Origin of the sequence: Micromonospora sp. WMMC415 (genome assembly GCF_009707425.1) — a bacterium.
GTDB lineage: Bacteria > Actinomycetota > Actinomycetes > Mycobacteriales > Micromonosporaceae > Micromonospora.
On the sequence record NZ_CP046104.1, the window covers coordinates 423,897 to 444,520 of the forward strand.

The following is a 20,624-nucleotide window of genomic DNA, read 5'->3' on the forward strand; positions in this document are numbered from 1 at the left end:
CCGTCAGAGCAGCCGCGTGACGCCCTCGGCTGTGACCAGGGCGTCCCGGCGGGCCGCATCGAGATTGGCGCAGAGCACCACCGAGGCGCCGGCTGACAGCGGGGCGAGCAGCCACTTCAGCGGCTGCTCGTGCTCGGCCACGTCCACCAGCAGCCGGTCGCCGGCCCGCAGGTCGAGTTGGTCGGCCACCGCCTCCGCGATCGCACCCCACTCCCCGTAGCTGGTGCCGTCCGCGCTGGCCGGATCCGACGCTCGGATCGTCGCGTGGTCGGGCGGGGCGTCCGGGTGCCGCAGCACCTCGACGGACCAGTCGAGCCAGCCGGCGGGCACCTCGGCCAACGGTCCGGGACCCACCACGTACCGGTGCAGACCCTCCGGTACGTCCTCCAGCCAGTCGTCGAGCCGTTCCGGCGTGACGAAGACCGCGTCGTACGGCCGGTCGGCGCCCGGTTCGAGCACCGGCAGCCCGGCGGTGGCCCGCGGCCGGAACGACACCGCCATCCCGACCGCCCACGCGCCCAGGAGCACGGCGGCGGTACGCCAGTGCGGCGGCAGCAGCACCGCGACCCGGCTGCCCGGGGCCAGCCCGCACCCGTCCCGCAGCAGGCCGGCCGACCGGGCCGCCCACCGACCCAGCTCCGGCGCGGTCAGGTCGACACGCTCACCGGTCGCGCCGTCGAGCCAGGTGAGCAGCGCGGGTTCGCGGATCGCGCCCACGGTCCCGGTACTCGCGTCCGGCATCGTCGCGTCGACCCGTGCCATCGCACACCTTCCCTCCGACAGGCTCCGCCCCAGCCTACGGACCCACGTTGACGGCGGTTGCCAGACTCGTGGGCGGGTCGAGTGTCCGATGTCCACGGACCGGCCCGGCCGGGCGGGAGGGCTGCTGTCATGCGAGCTGGAGGATGGGTCGCGGCGGGAATCAGCGCGCTGCTGCTCGGCGCGGCGCTGGCCGTGCCGGGGCCGGCCGGAGCGGACCCGATCCCCGAGATCGACCCGATCGTCACCGCACCGTCTGGGCGGACCAGCCGACCACCGCCGAGTACCCGGTGACCAACTCCTACACCGCGAACTCCACCGAGGGGGACGTGGTCGTCCGGCGTACGGGCACCGGGGCGTACACGGTGGTTCTGGAGGGCGCGGCGACGAGCGGCGGCGTCGCGCACGTGGTGGCGTACGGCGGCGGGCCGGCGCACTGCACGGTGGCCGGGTGGTACCGGACCCTGCTCGGCGGCGACGACCTGCTGATCCAGGTGCGCTGCTTCGCGGCGACCGGCGCGGCCGTCGACAGCCGCTTCGTGGCGACCTTCACCAACCGCCGGCAGATCCACCAGGGCCGGCTCGCCTGGTTCGTCACCGACCAGGCGGCGCCCAGCGGGCTGCGCACCCTGGCCAGCACCTACCGGTACGACTCCACGGGTGGGACGATCGCGTACGAGCGGCTGGCCACCGGTCACTACCGCTTCCGCATGAACCCCAACCCGGCCAGCGAGCACGGGCACCCGTACTTCCCGATGGCCCACGTCACCGCCCTCGGCACCGCCGCGGTGAACTGCCAGATCGCCTGGCCGGACTCCTGGGAGGTCCGCTGCGCCAACGCGGTCGGCACCCCGGTCGACGCCCGCTTCGCGGTCACCTACGGCGTCCGGGTCGACCTGCTCGGCCACTCGGCCGGCCCCCGCTTCGCGAGCGGCACGCTCTACGGCGAGTACGCGGGCGACGGGGTGCTCGGCGGCGACAGCTACAACTCGACCCTGGGCACGTACGGCGGCGCCGTGAAGACGCTGCTCGGCACCGGCCGCTACCAGGTGACGTTCCGGGGCACCGGGACGGCGTTCGGCACCGCCTTCGTCAACGCCCACGGGCCGTCCTCCCCCAGCCAGCCGAGCCGGGGGCACTGCGTCCTGGCCGGCTGGGGGCGTTCCGGCACGACGGACACGTCCGTCCGGGTCAACTGCTACGCCTGGCGGGGCGTGCCGGCCAACCTGAACGCCCGCGTCTCGTACACCACCTGGCCGGCAGTGTGACGTCGGCGGCGGGTGTTAAGAAGGGACCCTTCCTCTACCGGAGGCGTTAACAGGGGGCCCTTCCTTACACCGGGAGCTGGGGGCCGCCGGATAGGAGGGGGGTTAGGAGGTCGCCCTGCTTCTCCACCCGCTTGAGCACCTCGGTCGCCGTGTACGGCTTGGTCGACGGCCGCTTGCCGGCCGCGCCGGCGGAAACCTCCTCCCAGGTCAGCGGGGTGGACACCGACGGCACCGACTGGGCCCGCAGCGAGTACGGCGCGACCGTGGTCTTCGCCGCGTTGTTCTGGCTCCAGTCGATGAAGACCTTGCCTGGCCGCAGGTTCTTCGCCATCTTCGACACGATCAGCTTCGGGTGCGCCTTCTCCAGCTCCTGCGCGATGCGCTTGGCGTAGCCGGAGACGAGATCGGAGTCCTGGGTGCCGGCGATCGGGCAGCACAGCTGCATGCCCTTCTTGCCCGACGTCTTCGGGTACGACTCGATGCCGTCGTCGGCGAGCCGGTCGCGCATCAGCAACGCCACCTCGCAGCACTGCTTCAGCGCCGCCGGCGCGCCCGGGTCCAGGTCGACGACCATCATGTCCGGATGCTCGCCCACCTTCCACTGAGGGGTGTGCAGCTCCAGCGCGGCGAGGTTGGCGAGCCACACCAGGGTGGGCAGGTCGTCGGCGACCACGTAGTCGATCGTCTCCCGCCCCTTGCTGGACCCGGGCACGGGCAGCGTCTCGGTCCGCACCCAGCCGGGCGTGGCGGCCGGGGCGTTCTTCTCGAAGAAGGAGCCGCCGTCGACCCCGTTGGGGAAGCGGATCCGGGTGAGCGCCCGGTCCTCGAGGTGCGGGAGCAGCACGGGCGCGATCCGCGTGTAGTAGTCGATCACCTCGCCCTTGGTGAACCCGGCCGCCGGGTAGAGCACCTTGTCCAGGTTAGACAGCTCTAACGTGCGCCCCTCGACCTCGACGCGGAACCGCTCAGCCGGCATCCTCGACCTCCTCGGCGGGCTTGTCGGGCCGCAGCCGCAGCACCCGGGGGAAGCGCAGCCGCCCGTCCGGGGTGCGCTGGCCGTACTTCACCTCCACCACGACCCGGGGAGTTACCCAGATCGCGCCCCGGGCATCCTCGCGCGGCACGTCGCCCGCGAACGGCGACCCGCCGTCGCGCAGCGGCTCCAGTTCGCGCAGCAGCTCGCGCTCCAGGGCCGCGCCGATCCCGCCGCCGACCCGGCCTCGGTAGGTGAGCCGCCCGTCCGGCCGGGGCACCCCGACCAGCAGCCCACCGATCTTCCGCGCCCCCGGCCGCCAGCCGCCCACGACGAAGTCGCCGGTGACCTCCAGCTTGACCTTCAGCCAGTCCGGCGAGCGCACGCCCGGCCGGTAGACCGAGTCGGCCCGCTTCGCCATCACCCCCTCCAGGCCGTGCTCCCCCGCGGCCTGGTAGGTGGCCGGACCGTCGGGAAAGACCGGTGGCACGGCCCAGCGCGCGCCGCCCAGGCCGAGCCCGTCGAGGGTCGCGCGCCGCTCCTCCCAGGGCCGGCCGGTCAGGTCGACGCCGTCGAGCCGCAACAGGTCGAAGATCATGTACGTGACGGGCATGACCGCCGCCAGCCGCGCGGCCTTGTTCCGGTCCCGGACGTGCATCCGCTCGGCGAGCGCGGTGAACGAGGGCTGCCCGGTCTCGCCGAGCAGCACCACCTCGCCGTCGAGCAGCGCGTCGTCGACCTGCCGGTGCAGGGTGGCGAGTTCCGGGTACGCGGCGGTGATCTCGACGCCGGAGCGGGCGTACAGGTGCTGCCGGCCGCCGGAGATGTCGGCGAGGGCCCGCACCCCGTCCCACTTGAACTCGTACGCCCAGCCGCCACCCGCCGGGAGCTGCCCGGTCATCGCGAGCATCGGCTTGATCGGCGCGCCGGGCACGACCCGACTGTAGTGGCACGCGGAACGCCTCGCGTCCGGTTCGATCGGATGGGAGCATGGTCGATACCGGGGAAGGGAGCGCAGGATGCGGGCCATCTGGAAGGGAGCCGTGTCGTTCGGCCTGGTCTCCATCGGGGTGAAGCTGTACTCCGCCACCGAGGAGAAGGACATCCGTTTCCACCAGGTCCACCGCGACGACGGCGGCCGGATCCGCTACAAGCGCACCTGCCAGGTCTGCGGCGAGGAGGTCAGCTACGACGACATCGCCAAGGGGTACGACATCGGCGGCGGCGAGATGGTCATCCTCACCGACGAGGACTTCGCCGAGCTGCCGCTGAGCACCTCGCGGGCGATCGACGTGCTGGAGTTCGTCCCCGCCGAGCAGGTCGACCCGATCCTCTACGCCAAGTCGTACTTCCTGGAGCCGGAGGGCTCGGCCACCAAGCCGTACGTGCTGCTGCGGGACGCGCTCGTCGACTCGGAGCGGGTGGCCATCGTCAAGGTGGCGATCCGCCAGCGGGAGCAGCTCGCGACGCTGCGCGTCCACCAGGGGGTGCTGCTGCTCAACACCATGCTGTGGCCCGACGAGATCCGTACGCCGGACTTCGGCTTCCTCGACGAGGACCTGAAGGTCCGGCCGCCGGAGCTGGCGATGGCCAGCTCACTGATCGACTCGATGGCCGGCGACTTCCAGCCGGACGTCTTCACCGACGACTACCGGGCCGCGTTGCAGGAGGTCATCGACGCGAAGGTGGAGGGCCGGGAGGTCGTCCAGCCGGAGGAGGTCGAGGAGGCCCCGGCGGCGGCGGTGGACCTGATGGCCGCGCTGAAGGCGTCCGTCGAGCGGGCCCGGGCGGCCCGCGGCGAGGCGCCGGCCCGCGGCGCGGGTGAGCCGACGCCGATCTCGGCGGCCCGCTCGGCGCAGAAGAAGGCGGCCGAGAAGAAGGCCGCGAAGGCCCCGGCGAAGAAGGCGGCCGAGAAGAAGGCGGCGCCGAAGAAGGCCGCCGCCAAGAAGACGGCGGCGAAGAAGGCCGAACCGGCGAAGAAGGCCCCGGCCAAGAAGGCCGCCCCGAAGAAGGCCGCCCGCAAGACCGCCTGAGGTGTAAGGAAGGGCCCCCTGTTAACGCCAGCGGTAGAGGAGGGGACCCTTCTTAACGGTGGGCGTTAACAAGGGGCCCTTCCTTCGGTCTCAGCCGCGGCCGAGCTTGTGGGTCGGGCGGATCTTCACGATCACCCGTTCCTCGCCGGGCTGGCGGAACGGGTACGTCTCCTCCCCCAGGTACTTCTGCGCCATCCGGTCGATGTGCTCGTCGGCACCCTCCTCGACCAGCTCGGCGGTGCCCTTCACCCAGAGGGTCCGGAAGTCGTTCTCCTTGTCGGCCACCGACACCGCGACCGCCGGGTTGCGCCGGATGTTGTCGTACTTCACCCGGCCCTTGGCGGTGTTGAAGATGATGTGCTCCCCGTCGGTGTCGATCCAGACGGGTGTGACGTGCGGGGTGCCGTCGACCTCGACGGTCGCGACGTGGGCGAGCTGCGGCTCGGCGAGCAGGGCAACGTCTTCGTCGGTGAGGATCGCCATATCGGTGACGTTACCGGCGACCGCCGGTCGCGGCCCGGTGATCGTCCCGCGCACCTGACGCCTGCACACCAGGGAGCCAGGCGGGTACCGTGTGCGTCGGCCTACCCCCGGCACGCGGTGCCGGCCACCACTTCGAGCAGGGAGTCGACGCCGTGAGCGAGCGCACGCAGAACCGGTCCCAGAAGTCGGAACGGCGGCTGGCCGCCCAGCTCGCCGCGCAGAAGGCGGCCGAGAAGAAGCGTCGCCGGCAGGCCTGGGCCGGCGGTCTCGCCGGTATCGCCGTGGTGGCGGTGCTGATCACCGTGTTCGTGATCGTCGGGCGTGGTGGGGACGAAGCGGACCAGGCTGCCGGCACCCCGTCGGCGAGCGCCTCCGCGCCGGCCGCCGTTGGTGCGGGCGCCCCGCTGCCGGCCGGCGCCGACCCGGCGCTGAACACCAAGCCGGTCGTGGAGGCGGGCAAGGGCGACCTCACGAAACTGGTCGTCACCCCGCTGATCAAGGGCACCGGCCCCGAGGTGAAGACCGGGCAGACCATCACCACCAACTACGTGGGCGTCTTCTACGCCGACGGCCGCGAGTTCGACTCCTCGTGGAAGCGGGGGGAGCCGGCGAGCTTCGCGATCGGCGTCGGGCAGGTCATCCCCGGTTGGGACAAGGGCCTGGTCGGCGTGACCGTGGGCAGCCGGGTGCAGCTCGACATTCCCACCGAGCTGGCGTACGGCGCCAACCCGCCGGCCGGCGCGCCGACCGGCCCGCTGCGCTTCGTCGTGGACGTGCTGGCCGCCCAGTGACCCGGGCGGATCGTCCGGGATGTCGCCCCGGGGTGATGCAGTTGCCCACAGAGGGCTTCCGGCCCGTCACCCCCCGGCAGTAGGTTCGGCGTCACCCTGGGGCGTCGGCCGTCCCCGGGGTGACCACCGGACCGCGGAGGTGCACGTGACGGACGACGCGAGGCGGACCGCCCGCTTGATGTGGACCCACTTCGAGCCGGCGCATGCCGTCACCTACTTCCATCCGCGCGCCCGGGCGGCGTACGAGGCGGTCGGGCTGCGCGGCTACTGGCGGGGCTACTTCGCCGGGCGGGCCGCCCCGCTCGGCCCCACCGAGCCGGCGCCGGTGGTCGCCGCGTTCTACAGCTTCGCCCCGCACATGGTGCAGCGCGCCCTGCCGGCGGTGTGGAAACTGGCCACCCCGGCGGAGGCGCTGCGGGCCCGGCTGACCGGGGCCGTGCAGGCGCTCGCGGAGCTGACGTACGAGCTGCCCGAGTCGCATCTCGCCGAGGCCGCCGACCTGCTGGAGGCCGCCGCGGCCGAGGTCGAGGTGGCCGGCCGGGTGCTGGGGGCGGCCAACGCGGCGCTGCCCCGCGGCGAGTACCCGCTCGCCCGGCTCTGGCAGGCCGCCACCACGCTGCGGGAGCACCGGGGCGACGGGCACATCGGCGCGTTGGTCGCCGCCGACCTCGACCCGGTGGAGACGCTGGCCTGGCGGGTGGCCGTGGACATGTCCCCGGTCAACCTGCTGGGCCGGGGGTGGAGCGAGGAGCAGTGGGCGGCGGCGCGCGGCCGGCTCGCCGAGCGGGGCTGGCTGACGCCGGACGGCGAGCCGACCGAGCACGGCCGTGCGGGTTTCCGCGCCGTCGAGGACGCCACCGACGACGCCGCCGCCCGCCCGTGGCGGGCGCTCGGCCCGGAGCGCACCGAGCGGCTGCGCGAGCTGCTCGACCCGATCGCCCGCGCCGCGCACACCGTCATCCCGGCGGGCAGCCCGATCGGTCTGCCCGCACTCCAGGCCTGAGGTCACGGCGGAGCCGACCCGGCGACCCGCCACGCGGAGCCGGCCCCGGCGACCCGCCGCGCAGCCGGCGGCCACCCCGGCCGGGGCGCGGGCGCCGCGACCGCCCGTCCGGCAGGATGGGTACGTGGCGGATGCGGTGATCTTCGACCTGGACGGCGTGATCGTGGACTCGGAGCCGGTCTGGGAGGAGGTACGGCGGGCGTACGTGGCGGCGCACGGCGGCACCTGGCAGGCGGACACGCAGCGCCGGTTGATGGGCATGAGCACCGGCGAGTGGTCCCGCCACCTCAGCGGGGAACTGGGCGTCGACCGGACGCCTGAGCAGGTCGCCGCCGAGGTGGTCGAGGAGATGACCCGGCGGTACGCGGAGCGCGTACCGCTGATCGACGGGGCCGACCAGGTCGTGCGCCGGGTGGCCGGGCGGTGGCCGCTGGGGTTGGCCAGCTCGTCCCCGACCCGGCTGATCGCGGCGGCGCTCGCCGCGACGGGCCTCACCGACGTGTTCGGCGCGACGCTGTCGACGGAGGAGACCGCGCGGGGGAAGCCGGCGCCGGACGTGTACCTGGCGGTCGCCGAACGGCTGGGCGTCGATCCGGCCCGCTGCGTCGCGGTGGAGGACTCGTCCAACGGGGTGCGGTCGGCGGCGGCGGCCGGCATGGCGGTGGTGGCGGTGCCGCACGGGGCGTACCCGCTGGATCCGGACGCGGAGCGGCTCGCGGCGTTGGCGCTGGGGTCGATCGGCGAGTTGACGCCGGAGGTTGTCGCGCGGCTCGGCTGACCGGGGCCCCGTGGCCGCCATCGGGTCGGCGTAGGGGACGTGGTGCCGGCAGGTCAGACCGAACGGCTGCGGCTCGACCGGGGCAGGAACCGGCGTGGCGGGCGGCCGGCGTCCCACCGGCCCGGCTCGTCGATGATGGTCGCCGCCGGCGTGCCACCGCGTCCCGCGTCCCGGTCCGCCGGCCGCCCGGTACAGGCGGGTTCCGCGTCCTTCTCCAGCACCTCGTGTCGCATGGCCCCATCCCTCCCGCCAACTACCCCGTTGTACGGTTTCCGGGGCTCCGGGGATCGGTGTCCGTGGGCTCGGGTGCCGGCGAGTTCGTGAACCGGCGTGCCGCGCCCCGCACGGGCCGCGTCCGGAGGTGCCGGCATGAGCGGGGATCGGTCGGGTACGGCAGCCGACGGCGGACGCGCGGGTGAGGAGACGGGGATGAAGGCGATCGTGTACGAGCGCACCGGCGACGCCTCGGTGCTGCAACTGATCGACCGGCCGGTGCCGGAGCCCGGCCCCGGTGAGGTGCTGGTCCGGGTGGCGATCTCCGGGGTCAACCCGACGGACTGGAAGGCGCGCCGGCAGTGGCCGTTGCCGGCCGGCTGGCAGATTCCCGGGCAGGACGGCGCGGGGGTGATCGAGGCGGTCGGTGAGGGCGTCGACCAGATCCGGATCGGCGAGCGCGTCTGGTTGTGGGAGGCGGCCTGGCAGCGGCCGTGGGGCACCGCCGCCGAGTACACGGTGGTCCCGGCCCGCCAGGCGGTACGCCTCGGCAGCGCCTCCTTCGACCTGGGCGCGTGCCTGGGCATCCCCTTCCTGACGGCGCACCGCTGCCTGACCGCCGGCGAGTACATGCCGGACAAGCTGCACGCGGGTGCGCTGAGTGATCACACGGTGCTGGTGCAGGGTGGCGCGGGCGCGGTCGGGAACGCGGCGATCCAGCTCGCCCGTTGGGCCGACGCGTGTGTGGTCGCGACGGTGAGCCGTGCCGAGAAGGCGCAGCTCGCGGCGGCGGCCGGGGCGGACTTCGTGGTCAACTACCGCGAGCAGGACGTGGTCGAGGAGGTCCGCAAGATCGCGCCCGACGGGGTGCACACGATCGTCGAGGTGTCCGCCGCGCGTAACGCCCCGGCCGACGTCCAGTTGCTGCGGCCCGGCGGCGCGGTGTGCGTGTACGCCGACGACGGCGGCGAGGAGGTGACCCTGCCGATCCGGCCGCTCATGGTGCCGAATGCCCGCTGGCAGTTCGTGCTGGTCTACACCGAGCCGAAGGCGGCGAAGGCGCAGGCGGTCACGGACGTGTCGGCGGCGGTCGCGCAGGGCGGTGTCCGGGTGGGTGCGGAGGCGGGGCTCCCGCTGCACCACTACTCGCTGGCCGCGGCTCCGGCGGCGCAGAAGGCGGTGGAGGATGGTGCGGTCGGCAAGGTGTTGATCACCGCTGCCGGGGACGAACAACCCGGGTGAGCTGGCGCTTTTATCCATAGCCGGGACAGAGGCGAACAAGTTTCGCAAGAATGACGGTGCGGGTCACCCCCGCATGGACGGGCGGCCCCGGCGCGGTGCGAACGCCGGGGCCGCCCTTAGGGGAGGGATGTCTCCAAAGAGCCCTACCCCAAGAGGCGACGGTGCGCCTCGAAACGTTACGGCGCCGCCAGCTCGCGAACCTCCAGGCCGCCCTCGGCGTACCGGGACCGGACGACCTTCTTGTCGAACTTGCCCACGCTGGTCTTCGGCACAGCGTCGATCACGGCCCACCGCTCGGGCAGCTGCCAGCGCGCCACCGACCCGGCGAGGTAGTCCCGCAGCTCCTGCGCGCCGGCGGTCGCGCCCTCGCGGAGCACCACCGTGGCCAGGGGGCGCTCGCCCCACCGCTCGTCCGGCACGCCCACCACGCAGGCCTCGACGACGTCCGGGTGGGCCATCAACGCGTTCTCCAGCTCCACCGAGGAGATCCACTCACCGCCGGACTTGATGACGTCCTTGGCGCGGTCGGTCAGCGTGATGAAACCGTCCGGCGAGAGGGTGCCGACGTCCCCCGTCCGCAGCCAGCCGTCGCGGAACTTCTCCTCGTCCGGCACCTCGTCACCGACGTACCGGCCGGTCACCCACGGCCCGCGGACCTCCAGCTCGCCCACGGACGTCCCGTCGGCGGCCAGCGGCTCGCCCAGCGGACCCACGATCCGCGCCTCGACCCCCGCGGGGACCCGGCCCTGGGTGTAGCGGTACCGCCACGCGTCCTCGCCGCTCGCCCCGGCCGGCGGGCGGGCCACCGAGCCGAGCGGCGACGTCTCGGTCATCCCCCAGGCGTGGATGACGCGGATGCCGTGGCGCTCCTCGAACGCGTGCATCAGCGCGGGCGGGCACGCCGAGCCGCCGACGATCACCTCGGCCAGCGAGGCGGTGTCGACGTCGTGGCTGTCCAGGTACGCCAGCAGATCGGTCCAGATGGTCGGCACGGCACCGGCCAGGGTGGGCTGCTCGACGGTGAGCATCTCGGCGATCGGGGCGGCCTGGAGGAACCGGTCCGGCATGACCATTGACGCGCCAGAGAGGAACGCCGCGTACGGCAGGCCCCACGACATGGCGTGGAACATCGGCACGATCGCCAGGACCCGGTCGCGCGGCCCGAGCCCGAAGGACTCCGGCATGCAGACCTGGAGGGAGTGCAGGTAGATGGAGCGGTGCGAGTAGGCGACCCCCTTGGGGTTGCCGGTGGTCCCGGAGGTGTAGCAGAGAGCGGCGGCGTCACGCTCCTCCACCTCGGGCCAGTCGTAGGTGTCCGGCCGGCCGTCCAGCAGGGCGTCCCAGTGGTGTACGGAGATCCGGTCCCCGGCCGCCGCCACGAGCGGCGCCGGGTCGCCGCCGCCGACCACCACCACGTGCCGGAGGGTGGTCATCTCGCCGATGACCTTCGCGAGCAGGGGGATCAGCGTCGAGTCGACCAGCACCACCCGGTCCTCGGCGTGGTTGGCGATGTACGCGACCTGGTCGGGGAAGAGGCGGATGTTGAGGGTGTGCAGCACCGCCCCCATGCTGGGCACGGCGAAGTACGCCACGAGGTGCTCGGCGTTGTTCCACATGAAGGTGGCGACGCGCTCGTCGCCGGTCACGCCGCACTCGTCGCGCAGGGCGTGGGCCAACCGGGCCGCCTGGCGGCCCACCTCGGCGTACGTCATCCGGCGGGGTTCGGCGCCGGTCCAGGTGACCACCTCGGCCGCGCCGTGCACGGTGGAGCCGTGGTCGAGGATCCGGGAGATCTGGAGGGGGGCGTCCATCATCGTGCTACGCATGAGTAACAAGCTAGTGTCGGCGGTCACAGCTTGGGAACCCCGGATCTCCGGACCGCTCCGGCGTCGCTGCGTAGATTGTCCGGGTGAGCATCTCCTGGGCAGAGTCGTACGTCGGGCAACTGCGCGCCCTCGCCGGCGACCGCACGCTGATGTTCGTCGGCGCCCGCGCGGTGGTCCGGGACAACGCCGGCCGTGTCCTGCTGATCCGGCGCTCCGACAACGGCCAGTGGGCCATGCCGGCCGGGGCGATGGAGCTGGGCGAGTCGATCGCCGACTGCGCCGTCCGTGAGGTCCGGGAGGAGACCGGGCTCCGGGCGCTGCGGGTCAGCGCGTTCGCCCTCTACACCGGCCCGGACCGCACCCACACCAACATGTACGGGCACACCTACCAGATCTTCACCACCGCGTTCCGGGTGGAGGAGTGGGACGGCGAGCTGGCCCGGATCACCGACGAGACCACCGACGCCGGCTTCTTCAACCGCACCCACCTGCCCAGCCCGTTGTCGGCCAGCGTCCCGGAGACCCTCGCCGACCTGGACGTCTTCGAGCAGACCAACCGCCTGATCCTCAAGTAGCTCAGAGCAGCGTCTGGGACTTGGCCTCCATCTCGGCGGCGGCCTCCTCCTTCGACTCCTTCGCCAGGGGCTTGCCGCCGGGGGCCGGGGCGTCGCCGCCGAGCCCGTCCGTGCCGCCGGTCGCGCCCTCCGGGCCGGCCCCCCGCAGCTTCTCGTCGGGCAGCGCCAGGGTGACCAGCACCGCCACGATCGCGATCAGCCCGGCGGTGAGGAACACCAGGTCCAGCGCCTCCACGAACGACGTCTGCACGGCCGCCCGGACCGGCCCCGGCAGGGCGAGGATCGTCGCCGGGTCGTTGACCGACACGTCGGCACCGCCACCGGCCGCGACGGCGGCCCGCTGCTCGGGCGGCAGCTGGGCGATCGCGCCGGGCAGCCGGCCGGCCAGCTCCGACGTGAGCCGGGACGAGAGCACCGCGCCGAGGATCGCCACGCCGAACGACCCGCCAAGCGACCGGAAGAAGGTGGCCGAGGAGGTACCGGCGCCCAGGTCCCGCGTCGACACGGCGTTCTGCACGGCGAGGATCAGCGACTGCATGCACAGGCCGAGTCCGATGCCGATCACCACCATGAAGAAGAAGGCGAGCCACAGCGAGGTGCGGACCTCCAGCCGGGTGAAGAGCAGCATCCCGACCACCAGCACCGCCGAACCCGCCACCGGGAACCACTTGTACCGGCCGAGCTGGCTCATCGCCCGCCCGGTGAGCACCGAGGTGACGATGATGCCGGCCATCATCGGCAGCATCAGCAGACCGCTGCGGGTGGGCGAGGCGCCCTTGACGATCTGCAGGTAGAGCGGGATGAAGATGATCGAGCCGAACATCACCAGACCGAGCACGAAGCCCGCCGCGTTCGACAGGGCGAAGGTGGCGCTGCGGAACAGCCGCAGCGGCAGGATCGGCTCGGCGACCCGGGCCTCCTGGACCACGAAGAGCACGCCCAGCACCGCCCCGGCCGCGAACAGCCCGATGATGACGCCGGAGCCCCAGGCGTACTCGTTACCGCCCCAGCTCAACGCGAGCAGCAGGGAACTCACCCCGGCGACCAGCAGCGCCGCGCCCAGCCAGTCGATCGCGTGCTGCCGGCGGGTGAACGGCACCAGGCGCAGCACCCGGGAGCAGACCACGATGGCGAGGATCGCCAGCGGCACGTTGATGTAGAAGATCCACCGCCAGTCCGTCTCGGCGAAGTAACCGCCCACCAGCGGGCCGGCCACCGAGGAGATCCCGAAGACCGCCCCGAAGAGGCCCTGGTAGCGGCCCCGCTCCCGGGGTGGCACGACGTCCGAGATGATCGTGAACGCGAGGGTCATCAGACCGCCCGCGCCCAGGCCCTGCACGCCCCGGGTGACGATCAGCTGGGTCATGTCCTGGGAGAGGCCGGCGAGCAGCGAGCCGACCAGGAACGCCCCGATCGAGAAGAGGAAGACCGGTCGCCGGCCGTACAGGTCGGCCATCTTCCCGTACAGCGGGGTGGAGGCGGTCGACGCGAGCAGGTACGCGGTCACCACCCACGAGTAGTGGTTGATCCCGCCCAGTTCCCCGACGATCGTCGGTAGGGCGGTTCCCACGATCGTCTGGTCGAGTGCGGCCAGCAGCATGCCGGTCATCAGACCGACCATCAGCAACCGGATCTGGCGCGCGCTCAACGCCGGGGTCTGCGTCGTCATTCCGCGTCTTTTCCCGCCCTGTCCCGAACATGCCCCCGGCCGACCCCCTTCCCGTCGACCTCCGGGTTGATCATGACGTTGGCGGGTGAATCGGAGATCAAACCACCCGCCAACTTCATGATCAACCCGAAAGGGACAGCGGGTGGGGGTCAGTGGGGGCCTTCGGCGAACTCTTCCACGATCTTCGTGCAGAAGGCTGGGAGGTCGGCCGGCTTGCGGCTGCTGACCAGGCCGTTGTCCGTCACCACCGGCTCGTCGACCCAGTTCGCGCCCGCGTTCGTCAGGTCGGTGCGCAGGCTCGGCCAGCTCGTCATCCGGCGGCCCCGCACCACGTCCGCCTCGACCAGCGTCCACGGACCGTGGCAGATCACCCCGACCGGCTTGCCGGCCTCGAAGAACGCCTTCACGAACCGGACCGCGTCCGGGTCGGTCCGCAGGAAGTCCGGGTTCGCCACGCCGCCCGGCAGCACCAGCGCGTCGTACCGGCCGGCGTCCGCGTCGGCGGCGGTCACGTCCACCGGGTACGTCTTCGACTGGTCCAGGTGGTTGAAGGACTGGATCTCACCCGGCTTGAGCGAGACCAGCTCGACGGTCGCCCCGGCCTGCTCCACCGCCTCGCGGGGCTGGACGTACTCGACCTCCTCCACACCGTCGGCGGCCAGGAAGGCGACCCGCTTGCCGTGAAGTGTCGTCGCTGCCATGTCGTTACCACTCCTCTCCGGGGTATGTCTCGTCGGTTCCCGCCGCCGCAGGCCCGAAACGCGGCCACCGTCACCCCGGACGGGCGCAGGTTTGACCCGGCGGCCCGGGGGGACCCGGGAAGGCATGGCAGGAGCAGCAGCGGAACAGCGCCGGCTCGCCGCCGTGGTGGAGAGCTGGCTCGGGCGCCCCGTTCTGGTCGTCGGGGACGCGATGCTCGACGAGTGGCGGTTCGCCGAGTCCGAACGGCTCTGCCGGGAGGCACCCGCCCCGATCCTCACGCTGCGGCGGCGGATCTCCGCCGCCGGTGGTGCGGCGAACACCGCCGTGAACGTGGCCGCGCTCGGCGGCCGGGCGGCGCTGGTGGCCCCGGTCGGCGCGGACGTGGCCGGCGACGAGCTGCACGACTGCCTGGACCGGGCCGCCGTCTGGGACCGGACGGTCAACCAGCCGGGCCGCCCGACGCCCGTGAAGCGGCGAATGCTGGCCGGCAACCAGATCCTGCTCCGGGAGGACTCCGGCGACCCCGAGGACACCCTCGACGACGACGGCGTGGCCCGGCTGCTCACCGCGCTCGACTGCGCCACGGAGGAGCTGCGGGCGGTCGCCGCCGGCGAGGCGCCCACCCTGGTGGTCTGCGACTACGCGCTGGGCGCGCTGCCCGCGCCGGTCCGCGCCTGGCTGGTGGCCAACCGGGAGCGGTACGCGACGGTCGCGCTCGACGCGCACGACCTCGCCGACTGGCGGGGCCTCGCCCCGACCGTGGTGACCCCGAGCTTCGCCGAGGCGAGCCGGCTGCTCGCCCGCGCGGCAGCCCGGCCCAGCACCAACGACCTGCACCTGGACCACCCCGACGGCGACCCGTCCGACGGCCCGTCCGAGCTGACCGTGGGCGTGGCGCCCGGTGACGGCTCCTCCGCCCGGCTCGGCCCGACCGGCGAACCGGGACCCGGCGAGGACCGGGTGGCGATGACCGGGGACGGCCTCACCGTCACCGGCACCGGCGTCACCGTCAACGCGACCGCCGGGGAGGGCGTGGACCGGGCGGTGCTGGCCGAGTCCCGCCTCGCCGAGCTGCGGGCGCACACCGGCGCCGACGTCGTGGCGGTGACGCTGGACACCGACGGCGCGGTGGTCGGCGGGCCCGACGGGGAGCGCCGCCGCAGCCACAGCACCCCGGTGCCGGCCAGCCACGCGGTGGGGGCCGGGGACGCGTACCTCGCGGCCATGACGCTCGCGCTGGCCGCCGACGCGCCGCTGCCGACCGCCGCGCAGCTGGCCCAGCTCGCGGCGACCATCACCGTCTCGGACACCGGCACGTGTGTGTGCCGCCGCGAGGACCTGCTCGGCGCGCTCGACCAGCCGGCCGAGGACGCCGGCCGGCTGACCCTGGTGGACGCCGACGCACTGGCGACGATCGCCGACGAGCACCGGCGCGACGGCCGTTCGGTCGTCTTCACCAACGGCTGCTTCGACGTGCTGCACCGGGGACACGTCCGGTACCTGGAGCAGGCCCGCGCGCTCGGCGACCTGCTGGTGGTGGCGGTCAACTCCGACGACAGCGTCCGCCGGCTCAAGGGCGCGGACCGGCCGGTGAACCCGGTCGAGGACCGGGTGGCCCTGCTGGCCGCACTGGCCTGTGTGGACCACGTGGTCGTCTTCGAGGAGGACTCGCCGGCCCGGCTCATCGAGGCCGTCCGCCCGGACGTGTACGTCAAGGGTGGTGACTACCCGCCGGAGATGGTGCCGGAGGCACCGCTGGTGCGCCGCCTCGGCGGGCAGGTCCGCACCCTCGGGTACGTGCCGGACCGGTCCACCTCGGCGATCATCGACCGGATCCGCGCGCACGGCCGGGACGTGACCACCGACGCGGCGGCGGGTCAGGCGTGAACCGACCGCTCGACCTCGGTACGCCCGGGGAGTTCCGCGCCGCGCGGCTGCTCGACGTGCTGATCCCCACCCGGAACCGGCCGGCCGAGCTGGCGGTCACCCTGTCCGGGCTGGCCGCGCAGGAGGGCGTCCCCGGCTTCGGGGTGGTGGTCAGCGACCAGTCCGACGGGGAGCCCGCGTACGCGCACCCGGCGGCGGCCACGATGGTCCGGGCGCTGCGCCACCGGGGGCACCCGGTGCTGCTCACCCGCCGGCTGCCGCGCCGCGGTCTCGCGGAGCACCGGGCGTCGCTGCTGGCCGCCTCGGCCGCCCGGTACGTGCTCTGCCTCGACGACGACGTGTGGCTGGAACCGGGTGCGCTGCGCCGGCTGGTCACCGCCATGGAGGAGTTGGGCTGCGGTTTCGTGGGCAACGCGGTGCACGGCCTGTCGTACGTCGACGACGTACGCCCGGAGACGCACCGGCACTACGAGGAGTGGGACGGGCCGCCGGTGCCGGAGCGGATCCGTCCGGGCACCCCGGAGTGGCAGCGCGCGTCGATCCATCCGGCGGCGAACCTGCTGCACGTGACGGCGAAACTGGACCTGCCGGCGGGGGCGTGGCGGGCGTACAAGGTGTCCTGGATCGGCGGCTGCGTGCTGTACGACCGGGCGAAGCTGGTCGACGCGGGCGGCTTCGATTTCTGGCGGCGCGTGCAGGAGAAGCACCAGGGCGAGGACGTCGCCGCCCAGCTCGCCGTGCTGGCGCGCCACGGCGGCGCCGGAGTCCTGCCCAGCGGCGCGTACCACCTGGAGTCCCCGACCACGGTCACCGAGCGCGAGGTGGAGGCGTGGGAGGTGGTCCTCGCCGAGGAGGACGCCCCGCAACCGGCGTGAGGTGTTAGGAGGGGGCCCTTCCACTACCGGAGGCGTTAAGGAGGGGCCCTTCCTTACGTCGTCAGCAGTTCGCGGGCGGCTTCCGTGACCTCCGCTGTGGGGATGTCGGTCACGAAGGAGTCGCGGTGCGGGCACTCGCCGTCGCCGGGGCGGTGCGGGTAGATGCCCGGGGTGCAGTCGACGCCGCAGACCGGGCAGTGCACGGTCCAGGAGCTGATCGGGCGGTGCCGGCCGCGCAGCGGGGTCGCCGTGTTGATGAGGTTGCCGACCCAGAAGACGCCGACCGTGGCGGTGCCGACGGCCGCGGCCAGGTGCAGGGGGCCGGTGTCGTTGGAGACGACCAGGGCGCAGCCGGCGTAGCAGCCGGCCAGGCCGCCCAGGCTGAGCGCGCCGACCAGCGGCCGCACCGGCACCCCGGCCGCCGCGACCACCCGGTCCACCACCTCCTGCTCGGCGGGCGTGCCGGTGACGAGGACCTCGTACCCGTCGCCGTGCAGCTCGCGCGCCACCTCGGCGAAGCGTTCCGGCGGCCAGCGCCGCCGGGTGTCGGTGGCGCCCGGGTGCAGCGCCACCCGGGGCCGCTCGACCGGGCCGAGCACCTCGGCCGCCTCGGCCCGGTCGGCGTCGGTCACCGCGAGCGTCGGCACGATGGTGGTGGCCGGGGCCCCGACCAGCGCCGCGACTTCCAGGTAGCGGATCACCTCGTGCTGGTAGTAGACGTAGCGGAGCCAGCGGTCCAGCGGCGGCGCGTCCTCGGCACGCAGGCCGGCCGTCACCCGCGCGCCGAGGGCGGCGACGACCGGGTTGGAGTTGGCGCCGCCGCCGTGGACCTGCAACGCCAGGTCGAAGCGTTCCTTGCGGGCCGCCGCGAGGAAGTCGTCCATCGCCGACTCCGGCTCGCCCAGGTCCGGGGCGCGGATGCCGGGCGCGGGTGGCACCACCAGGACGCGGTCCACCGGGCCGGGCCGGTCGCGCCAGAGCTTCGCGTGCCACGGCGCGCCGAGCAGCACGATCTCCGACTCCGGGTACGCGGCCCGCACCGCGTCCAGCGCGGGCAGGAGGAAGATGAAGTCGCCGAGCGCGTTGGCCCGGAGCACGGCGATCCGCTCGACGTCGGGCACGCGCTCGGCGGTCGGGCCGAGCAGGTTCGGGGCGACCACGTGACCCCTACGGCCGGTCGATGTCGCCGGCGGCGGTGTCCGGGTGGTGGAGTTCCCGGTCCGCGGCCGGGTCGACCGGCTTCGGCGTACGCCCGGAGACGTCCCGCGTGCCGGTGCGGCCGACGGTGATGGTGCGCGGCGCGGGTCGTGCGGCCCGGGGCAGCCGGACCCGGAGCAGGCCGTGGTCCATCACCGCGTCGATGGCGTCCGGGTCCACCCGGGACGGCAGGTCCACCCGGTACTCGAAGCCGCGGGTCTCGAAGCCGCCCGGGATGCCGTGGTCGGCGTTGACCTCGGCCTCCGACCGGGCCCGTACGCACAGCTCGCGGTCGTCCAACTCGACCGCCACCTCCTCGGGGGCCACGCCGGGCAGCCGCACGACGACCTCCCAGCCGTCGGCGGTCTCGGTCAGCTCCAGGTCGGGCGAGCCGGAGCGACCGCCGACCAGCCGGCTCAGCTCGGCGCGCAGCGACTGCAACTCGCCCATCGGGTCCCAGCCCTGCTGCCGTCCGCGCCAACCCCGGCCGAAACCGCCACCGCTGTGTTCGCTCATCTCACCTCTCCGATCCGCTGGGTGGCCGCCGGGGACCGCAGCGAGCTGGGCGCGTCCAGGTTGGCGTCGCGGTCGACGCCGACGCCGAGCCGGTCGACCAGTTCCCCACCGAGCCAGGCGCTGATGCCGAGGAGGGCCAGGGCGACGACCTCGATCGCGATGAGCGCGCCGCCGGCGGCCCGGGACTCGGCGTTCAGCCGGACCGCCCAGACGGCGGCGAAGAGCAGGATCACCGCCACGTTCGCGGCGGCGTGGAGGAGCGCCACCCGCTTGGCGCGGGTGCCGGTGGGGATGGCGAGCAGGTCGAACGTCCCGGCCGCCGCGGCCAGCAGGCCGCCGACCAGTCCGACGGTGATGTTCCAGTACGCGACCTCGCCGAGGAAGTCGGGACCGCCCACGGTGTCGACGATGTCGAAGAGCACCGCGGTGACGAGCAGGGCGACCGGGAACATCACCAGCATCGGGTGGACGGGGTGGCCCAGCACCTTGAGTCGGCTCTCCATGACCGGGCCTCCTGCTCGGGTCCTGCCGGCGGGTCGGGTGAGGCGGTACCCCTGCCTCCGGCGGGCAAACCTCGCCCTGGTGAGGGCCGCCTAGGCTGTCGGGTGGTGGTACGTCGCCACCATGGTCAACGGACGGGGGACGGTCACGTGACGGTGGAGATCACGACCCACGAGGAACTGCGGGAGCTGCTGGGCACGCCGGCGCCCCGAGCCGCCGCGAAGGAGCGGACGCGTCTGCACGAGCGGGACCGCCAGTGGCTGGCGGCGTCCCCGTTCTGCCTGGTCGCCACGGCGGGGGCGGACGGCACCTGCGACGTGTCGCCGAAGGGTGACCCGCCCGGCTTCGCCCTCGTGCTCGACGACACGACCATCGCCATTCCCGAGCGGCCCGGCAACAAGCGTGCCGACGGCTACCGCAACATCCTCGACAACCCGCACGTCGGGCTGATCTTCCTGATCCCCGGGCGCACCGACACGCTACGGATCAACGGGCGGGCCCGGTTGCTGCGCGACGCGCCGTTCTTCGACTCCATGGTGGTCAGCGGGCACCGTCCGGTGCTCGCCGTCGTGGTCGAGATCGAGCAGATCTTCTACCACTGCGCGAAGGCGTTCCTCCGGTCGGACCTGTGGCGGCCGGAGACCTGGTCGCCGGAGGTGCTGCCGTCCCGGGCCCGGCTGGTGAAGGAGGTGGAGGCGCCGGCGGAGAACCTGGCCGACCTGGAACGCCACTACGGCCCGGAGTACGCCCGCCGCCTCTACGTTTGAGCCGACGGGCGAGGGTACTGATTCCTCGGGGTCGACGAGGACGGCCGACGAGGAGGAATCATCATGACCACGACCGTGGAGAAGTCCATCGAGGTACAGGTGCCGGTACGCACCGCGTACAACCAGTGGACCCAGTTCGAGGAGTTCCCGAAGTTCATGGGCGGTGTCCGCGAGGTACGCCAGCTCGACGACCGGCGGATGCACTGGGTCGCCGAGATCGCCGGGGTCCGGCGCGAGTGGGACGCGACGATCCTCGAGCAGGTGCCGGACCGCAAGGTGGCCTGGGCGGCGACCGAGGGCGCGACGAACGCCGGCGCGGTCTACTTCCAGCCGGTCGACACGGACCGCACGATGGTCCGGCTGCACCTGGAGTACGAGCCTGAGGGGCTGGTCGAGAAGACCGGCGACAAGCTGAACGTCGTCGAGCGGCAGGCCGAGTCCGACCTGGAGAGGTTCAAGTCGTTCATCGAGAGCCGGGGCGCCGAGACCGGGGCCTGGCGCGGCACGGTCGACACCGGTGCCGGCGTCGGCACGCCGGGCGTCGAGTACGCCGCGGGCACCCGGGG

Annotated in this window: 22 protein-coding genes and 1 pseudogene; 12 read left to right on the plus strand and 11 right to left on the minus strand. The window is 73.3% G+C overall.

Features of this window, described 5'->3' with window-relative positions; genetic code table 11:
- Window positions 1-3 precede the first annotated feature (3 nt).
- Window positions 4-762, minus strand: coding sequence for a TIGR03089 family protein (locus tag GKC29_RS02060; protein WP_155329205.1), 759 nt, complete (start codon window positions 760-762; stop codon window positions 4-6).
- Window positions 763-891: 129 nt separating this feature from the next.
- Here GKC29_RS02060 and GKC29_RS02065 point away from each other — a divergent pair, with 129 nt between their 5' ends.
- Together GKC29_RS02065 and GKC29_RS02070 are read left to right on the plus strand one after the other, a co-directional pair.
- Window positions 892-1,053: a hypothetical protein gene (locus GKC29_RS02065; RefSeq protein ID WP_155329206.1), complete on the plus strand. Its 162-nt coding sequence runs from the start codon at window positions 892-894 to the stop codon at window positions 1,051-1,053.
- Entirely contained in the window at window positions 1,050-2,027 is a 978-nt protein-coding gene (locus GKC29_RS02070) for a hypothetical protein (protein ID WP_155329207.1), read from the plus strand. The genes GKC29_RS02065 and GKC29_RS02070 overlap by 4 nt, the downstream gene beginning before the upstream one ends.
- A 64-nt stretch (window positions 2,028-2,091) precedes the next feature.
- On the opposite strand, the gene ligD (GKC29_RS02075) is transcribed toward GKC29_RS02070, so the two are convergent.
- Window positions 2,092-3,003: a non-homologous end-joining DNA ligase gene (gene ligD / locus GKC29_RS02075; RefSeq protein ID WP_155329208.1), complete on the minus strand. Its 912-nt coding sequence runs from the start codon at window positions 3,001-3,003 to the stop codon at window positions 2,092-2,094.
- Window positions 2,993-3,934 (minus strand): non-homologous end-joining DNA ligase, encoded by a 942-nt coding sequence (ligD, locus tag GKC29_RS02080; RefSeq protein WP_155329209.1) that lies wholly within the window; start codon window positions 3,932-3,934, stop codon window positions 2,993-2,995. The genes ligD (GKC29_RS02075) and ligD (GKC29_RS02080) overlap by 11 nt, the downstream gene beginning before the upstream one ends.
- Before the next feature lie 85 nt (window positions 3,935-4,019).
- On the opposite strand from ligD (GKC29_RS02080), the gene GKC29_RS02085 reads away from it, so the two are divergent.
- On the plus strand, window positions 4,020-5,033 hold the full coding sequence (locus GKC29_RS02085; RefSeq protein ID WP_155329210.1) for a Ku protein: 1,014 nt from the start codon (window positions 4,020-4,022) through the stop codon (window positions 5,031-5,033).
- Window positions 5,034-5,123: 90 nt separating this feature from the next.
- Here the strand turns inward: GKC29_RS02085 and GKC29_RS02090 are convergent, their stop codons facing one another.
- Window positions 5,124-5,516, minus strand: coding sequence for a PPOX class F420-dependent oxidoreductase (locus GKC29_RS02090; RefSeq protein ID WP_155329211.1), 393 nt, complete (start codon window positions 5,514-5,516; stop codon window positions 5,124-5,126).
- 89 nt (window positions 5,517-5,605) lie between these two features.
- Here GKC29_RS02090 and GKC29_RS02095 point away from each other — a divergent pair, with 89 nt between their 5' ends.
- From GKC29_RS02095 to GKC29_RS02105, 3 genes are all read left to right on the plus strand, one after another.
- Window positions 5,606-6,307, plus strand: coding sequence for an FKBP-type peptidyl-prolyl cis-trans isomerase (locus GKC29_RS02095; RefSeq protein ID WP_230688887.1), 702 nt, complete (start codon window positions 5,606-5,608; stop codon window positions 6,305-6,307).
- A gap of 145 nt (window positions 6,308-6,452) precedes the next feature.
- A complete protein-coding gene (locus GKC29_RS02100; RefSeq protein ID WP_155329213.1) occupies window positions 6,453-7,310 on the plus strand; it encodes a hypothetical protein in 858 nt (285 codons plus the stop codon).
- Between the two features lie 124 nt (window positions 7,311-7,434).
- Window positions 7,435-8,088, plus strand: a complete 654-nt coding sequence (locus GKC29_RS02105; protein ID WP_155329214.1) for an HAD family phosphatase — start codon at window positions 7,435-7,437, stop codon at window positions 8,086-8,088.
- A gap of 53 nt (window positions 8,089-8,141) precedes the next feature.
- Here GKC29_RS02105 and GKC29_RS02110 read toward each other — a convergent pair whose 3' ends face one another.
- Window positions 8,142-8,321, minus strand: a complete 180-nt coding sequence (locus GKC29_RS02110; protein ID WP_155329215.1) for a hypothetical protein — start codon at window positions 8,319-8,321, stop codon at window positions 8,142-8,144.
- Window positions 8,322-8,517: 196 nt separating this feature from the next.
- Here GKC29_RS02110 and GKC29_RS02115 point away from each other — a divergent pair, with 196 nt between their 5' ends.
- Window positions 8,518-9,543: an NADPH:quinone reductase gene (locus GKC29_RS02115; protein ID WP_155333941.1), complete on the plus strand. Its 1,026-nt coding sequence runs from the start codon at window positions 8,518-8,520 to the stop codon at window positions 9,541-9,543.
- Between the two features lie 176 nt (window positions 9,544-9,719).
- Here GKC29_RS02115 and GKC29_RS02120 read toward each other — a convergent pair whose 3' ends face one another.
- A complete protein-coding gene (locus GKC29_RS02120) occupies window positions 9,720-11,369 on the minus strand; it encodes a fatty acid--CoA ligase (protein WP_155329216.1) in 1,650 nt (549 codons plus the stop codon).
- A gap of 83 nt (window positions 11,370-11,452) precedes the next feature.
- On the opposite strand from GKC29_RS02120, the gene GKC29_RS02125 reads away from it, so the two are divergent.
- Window positions 11,453-11,944: an NUDIX domain-containing protein gene (locus GKC29_RS02125; RefSeq protein ID WP_155329217.1), complete on the plus strand. Its 492-nt coding sequence runs from the start codon at window positions 11,453-11,455 to the stop codon at window positions 11,942-11,944.
- 1 nt (window position 11,945) lies between these two features.
- Here the strand turns inward: GKC29_RS02125 and GKC29_RS02130 are convergent, their stop codons facing one another.
- Together GKC29_RS02130 and GKC29_RS02135 are read right to left on the minus strand one after the other, a co-directional pair.
- Window positions 11,946-13,613 carry an MDR family MFS transporter gene (locus tag GKC29_RS02130; RefSeq protein WP_155329218.1) on the minus strand — a complete coding sequence of 556 codons (1,668 nt, stop codon included), beginning with the start codon at window positions 13,611-13,613 and terminating at the stop codon, window positions 11,946-11,948.
- 149 nt (window positions 13,614-13,762) lie between these two features.
- On the minus strand, window positions 13,763-14,314 hold the full coding sequence (locus tag GKC29_RS02135) for a type 1 glutamine amidotransferase domain-containing protein (protein WP_155329219.1): 552 nt from the start codon (window positions 14,312-14,314) through the stop codon (window positions 13,763-13,765).
- Window positions 14,315-14,438: 124 nt separating this feature from the next.
- Between GKC29_RS02135 and rfaE2 the strand changes: the two genes are divergently transcribed.
- Both rfaE2 and GKC29_RS02145 read left to right on the plus strand, forming a co-directional pair.
- The gene (gene rfaE2, locus GKC29_RS02140) at window positions 14,439-16,202 is read left to right on the plus strand and encodes a D-glycero-beta-D-manno-heptose 1-phosphate adenylyltransferase (RefSeq protein WP_155329220.1); all 1,764 of its coding nucleotides are present in this window, start codon (window positions 14,439-14,441) and stop codon (window positions 16,200-16,202) included.
- A complete protein-coding gene (locus GKC29_RS02145; RefSeq protein WP_155329221.1) occupies window positions 16,199-17,077 on the plus strand; it encodes a glycosyltransferase family 2 protein in 879 nt (292 codons plus the stop codon). Before rfaE2 ends, GKC29_RS02145 begins: the two co-directional genes overlap by 4 nt.
- A 53-nt stretch (window positions 17,078-17,130) precedes the next feature.
- Here GKC29_RS02145 and GKC29_RS02150 read toward each other — a convergent pair whose 3' ends face one another.
- The 3 genes from GKC29_RS02150 to GKC29_RS02160 are packed head-to-tail and all read right to left on the minus strand — an operon-like array spanning window position 17,131 to window position 19,293.
- Window positions 17,131-18,237 carry a glycosyltransferase family 9 protein gene (locus tag GKC29_RS02150; protein WP_155329222.1) on the minus strand — a complete coding sequence of 369 codons (1,107 nt, stop codon included), beginning with the start codon at window positions 18,235-18,237 and terminating at the stop codon, window positions 17,131-17,133.
- A gap of 7 nt (window positions 18,238-18,244) precedes the next feature.
- On the minus strand, window positions 18,245-18,790 hold the full coding sequence (locus tag GKC29_RS02155; protein ID WP_155329223.1) for an Hsp20/alpha crystallin family protein: 546 nt from the start codon (window positions 18,788-18,790) through the stop codon (window positions 18,245-18,247).
- On the minus strand, window positions 18,787-19,293 hold the full coding sequence (locus GKC29_RS02160) for a DUF2231 domain-containing protein (protein ID WP_155329224.1): 507 nt from the start codon (window positions 19,291-19,293) through the stop codon (window positions 18,787-18,789). The genes GKC29_RS02155 and GKC29_RS02160 overlap by 4 nt, the downstream gene beginning before the upstream one ends.
- A 147-nt stretch (window positions 19,294-19,440) precedes the next feature.
- Between GKC29_RS02160 and GKC29_RS02165 the strand changes: the two genes are divergently transcribed.
- Together GKC29_RS02165 and GKC29_RS29770 are read left to right on the plus strand one after the other, a co-directional pair.
- Window positions 19,441-20,058 (plus strand): pyridoxamine 5'-phosphate oxidase family protein, encoded by a 618-nt coding sequence (locus GKC29_RS02165; RefSeq protein ID WP_155329225.1) that lies wholly within the window; start codon window positions 19,441-19,443, stop codon window positions 20,056-20,058.
- A 63-nt stretch (window positions 20,059-20,121) separates the two neighbouring features.
- Window positions 20,122-20,571: pseudogene (locus tag GKC29_RS29770) on the plus strand (SRPBCC family protein); the annotation flags it as partial.
- Window positions 20,572-20,624 lie beyond the last annotated feature (53 nt).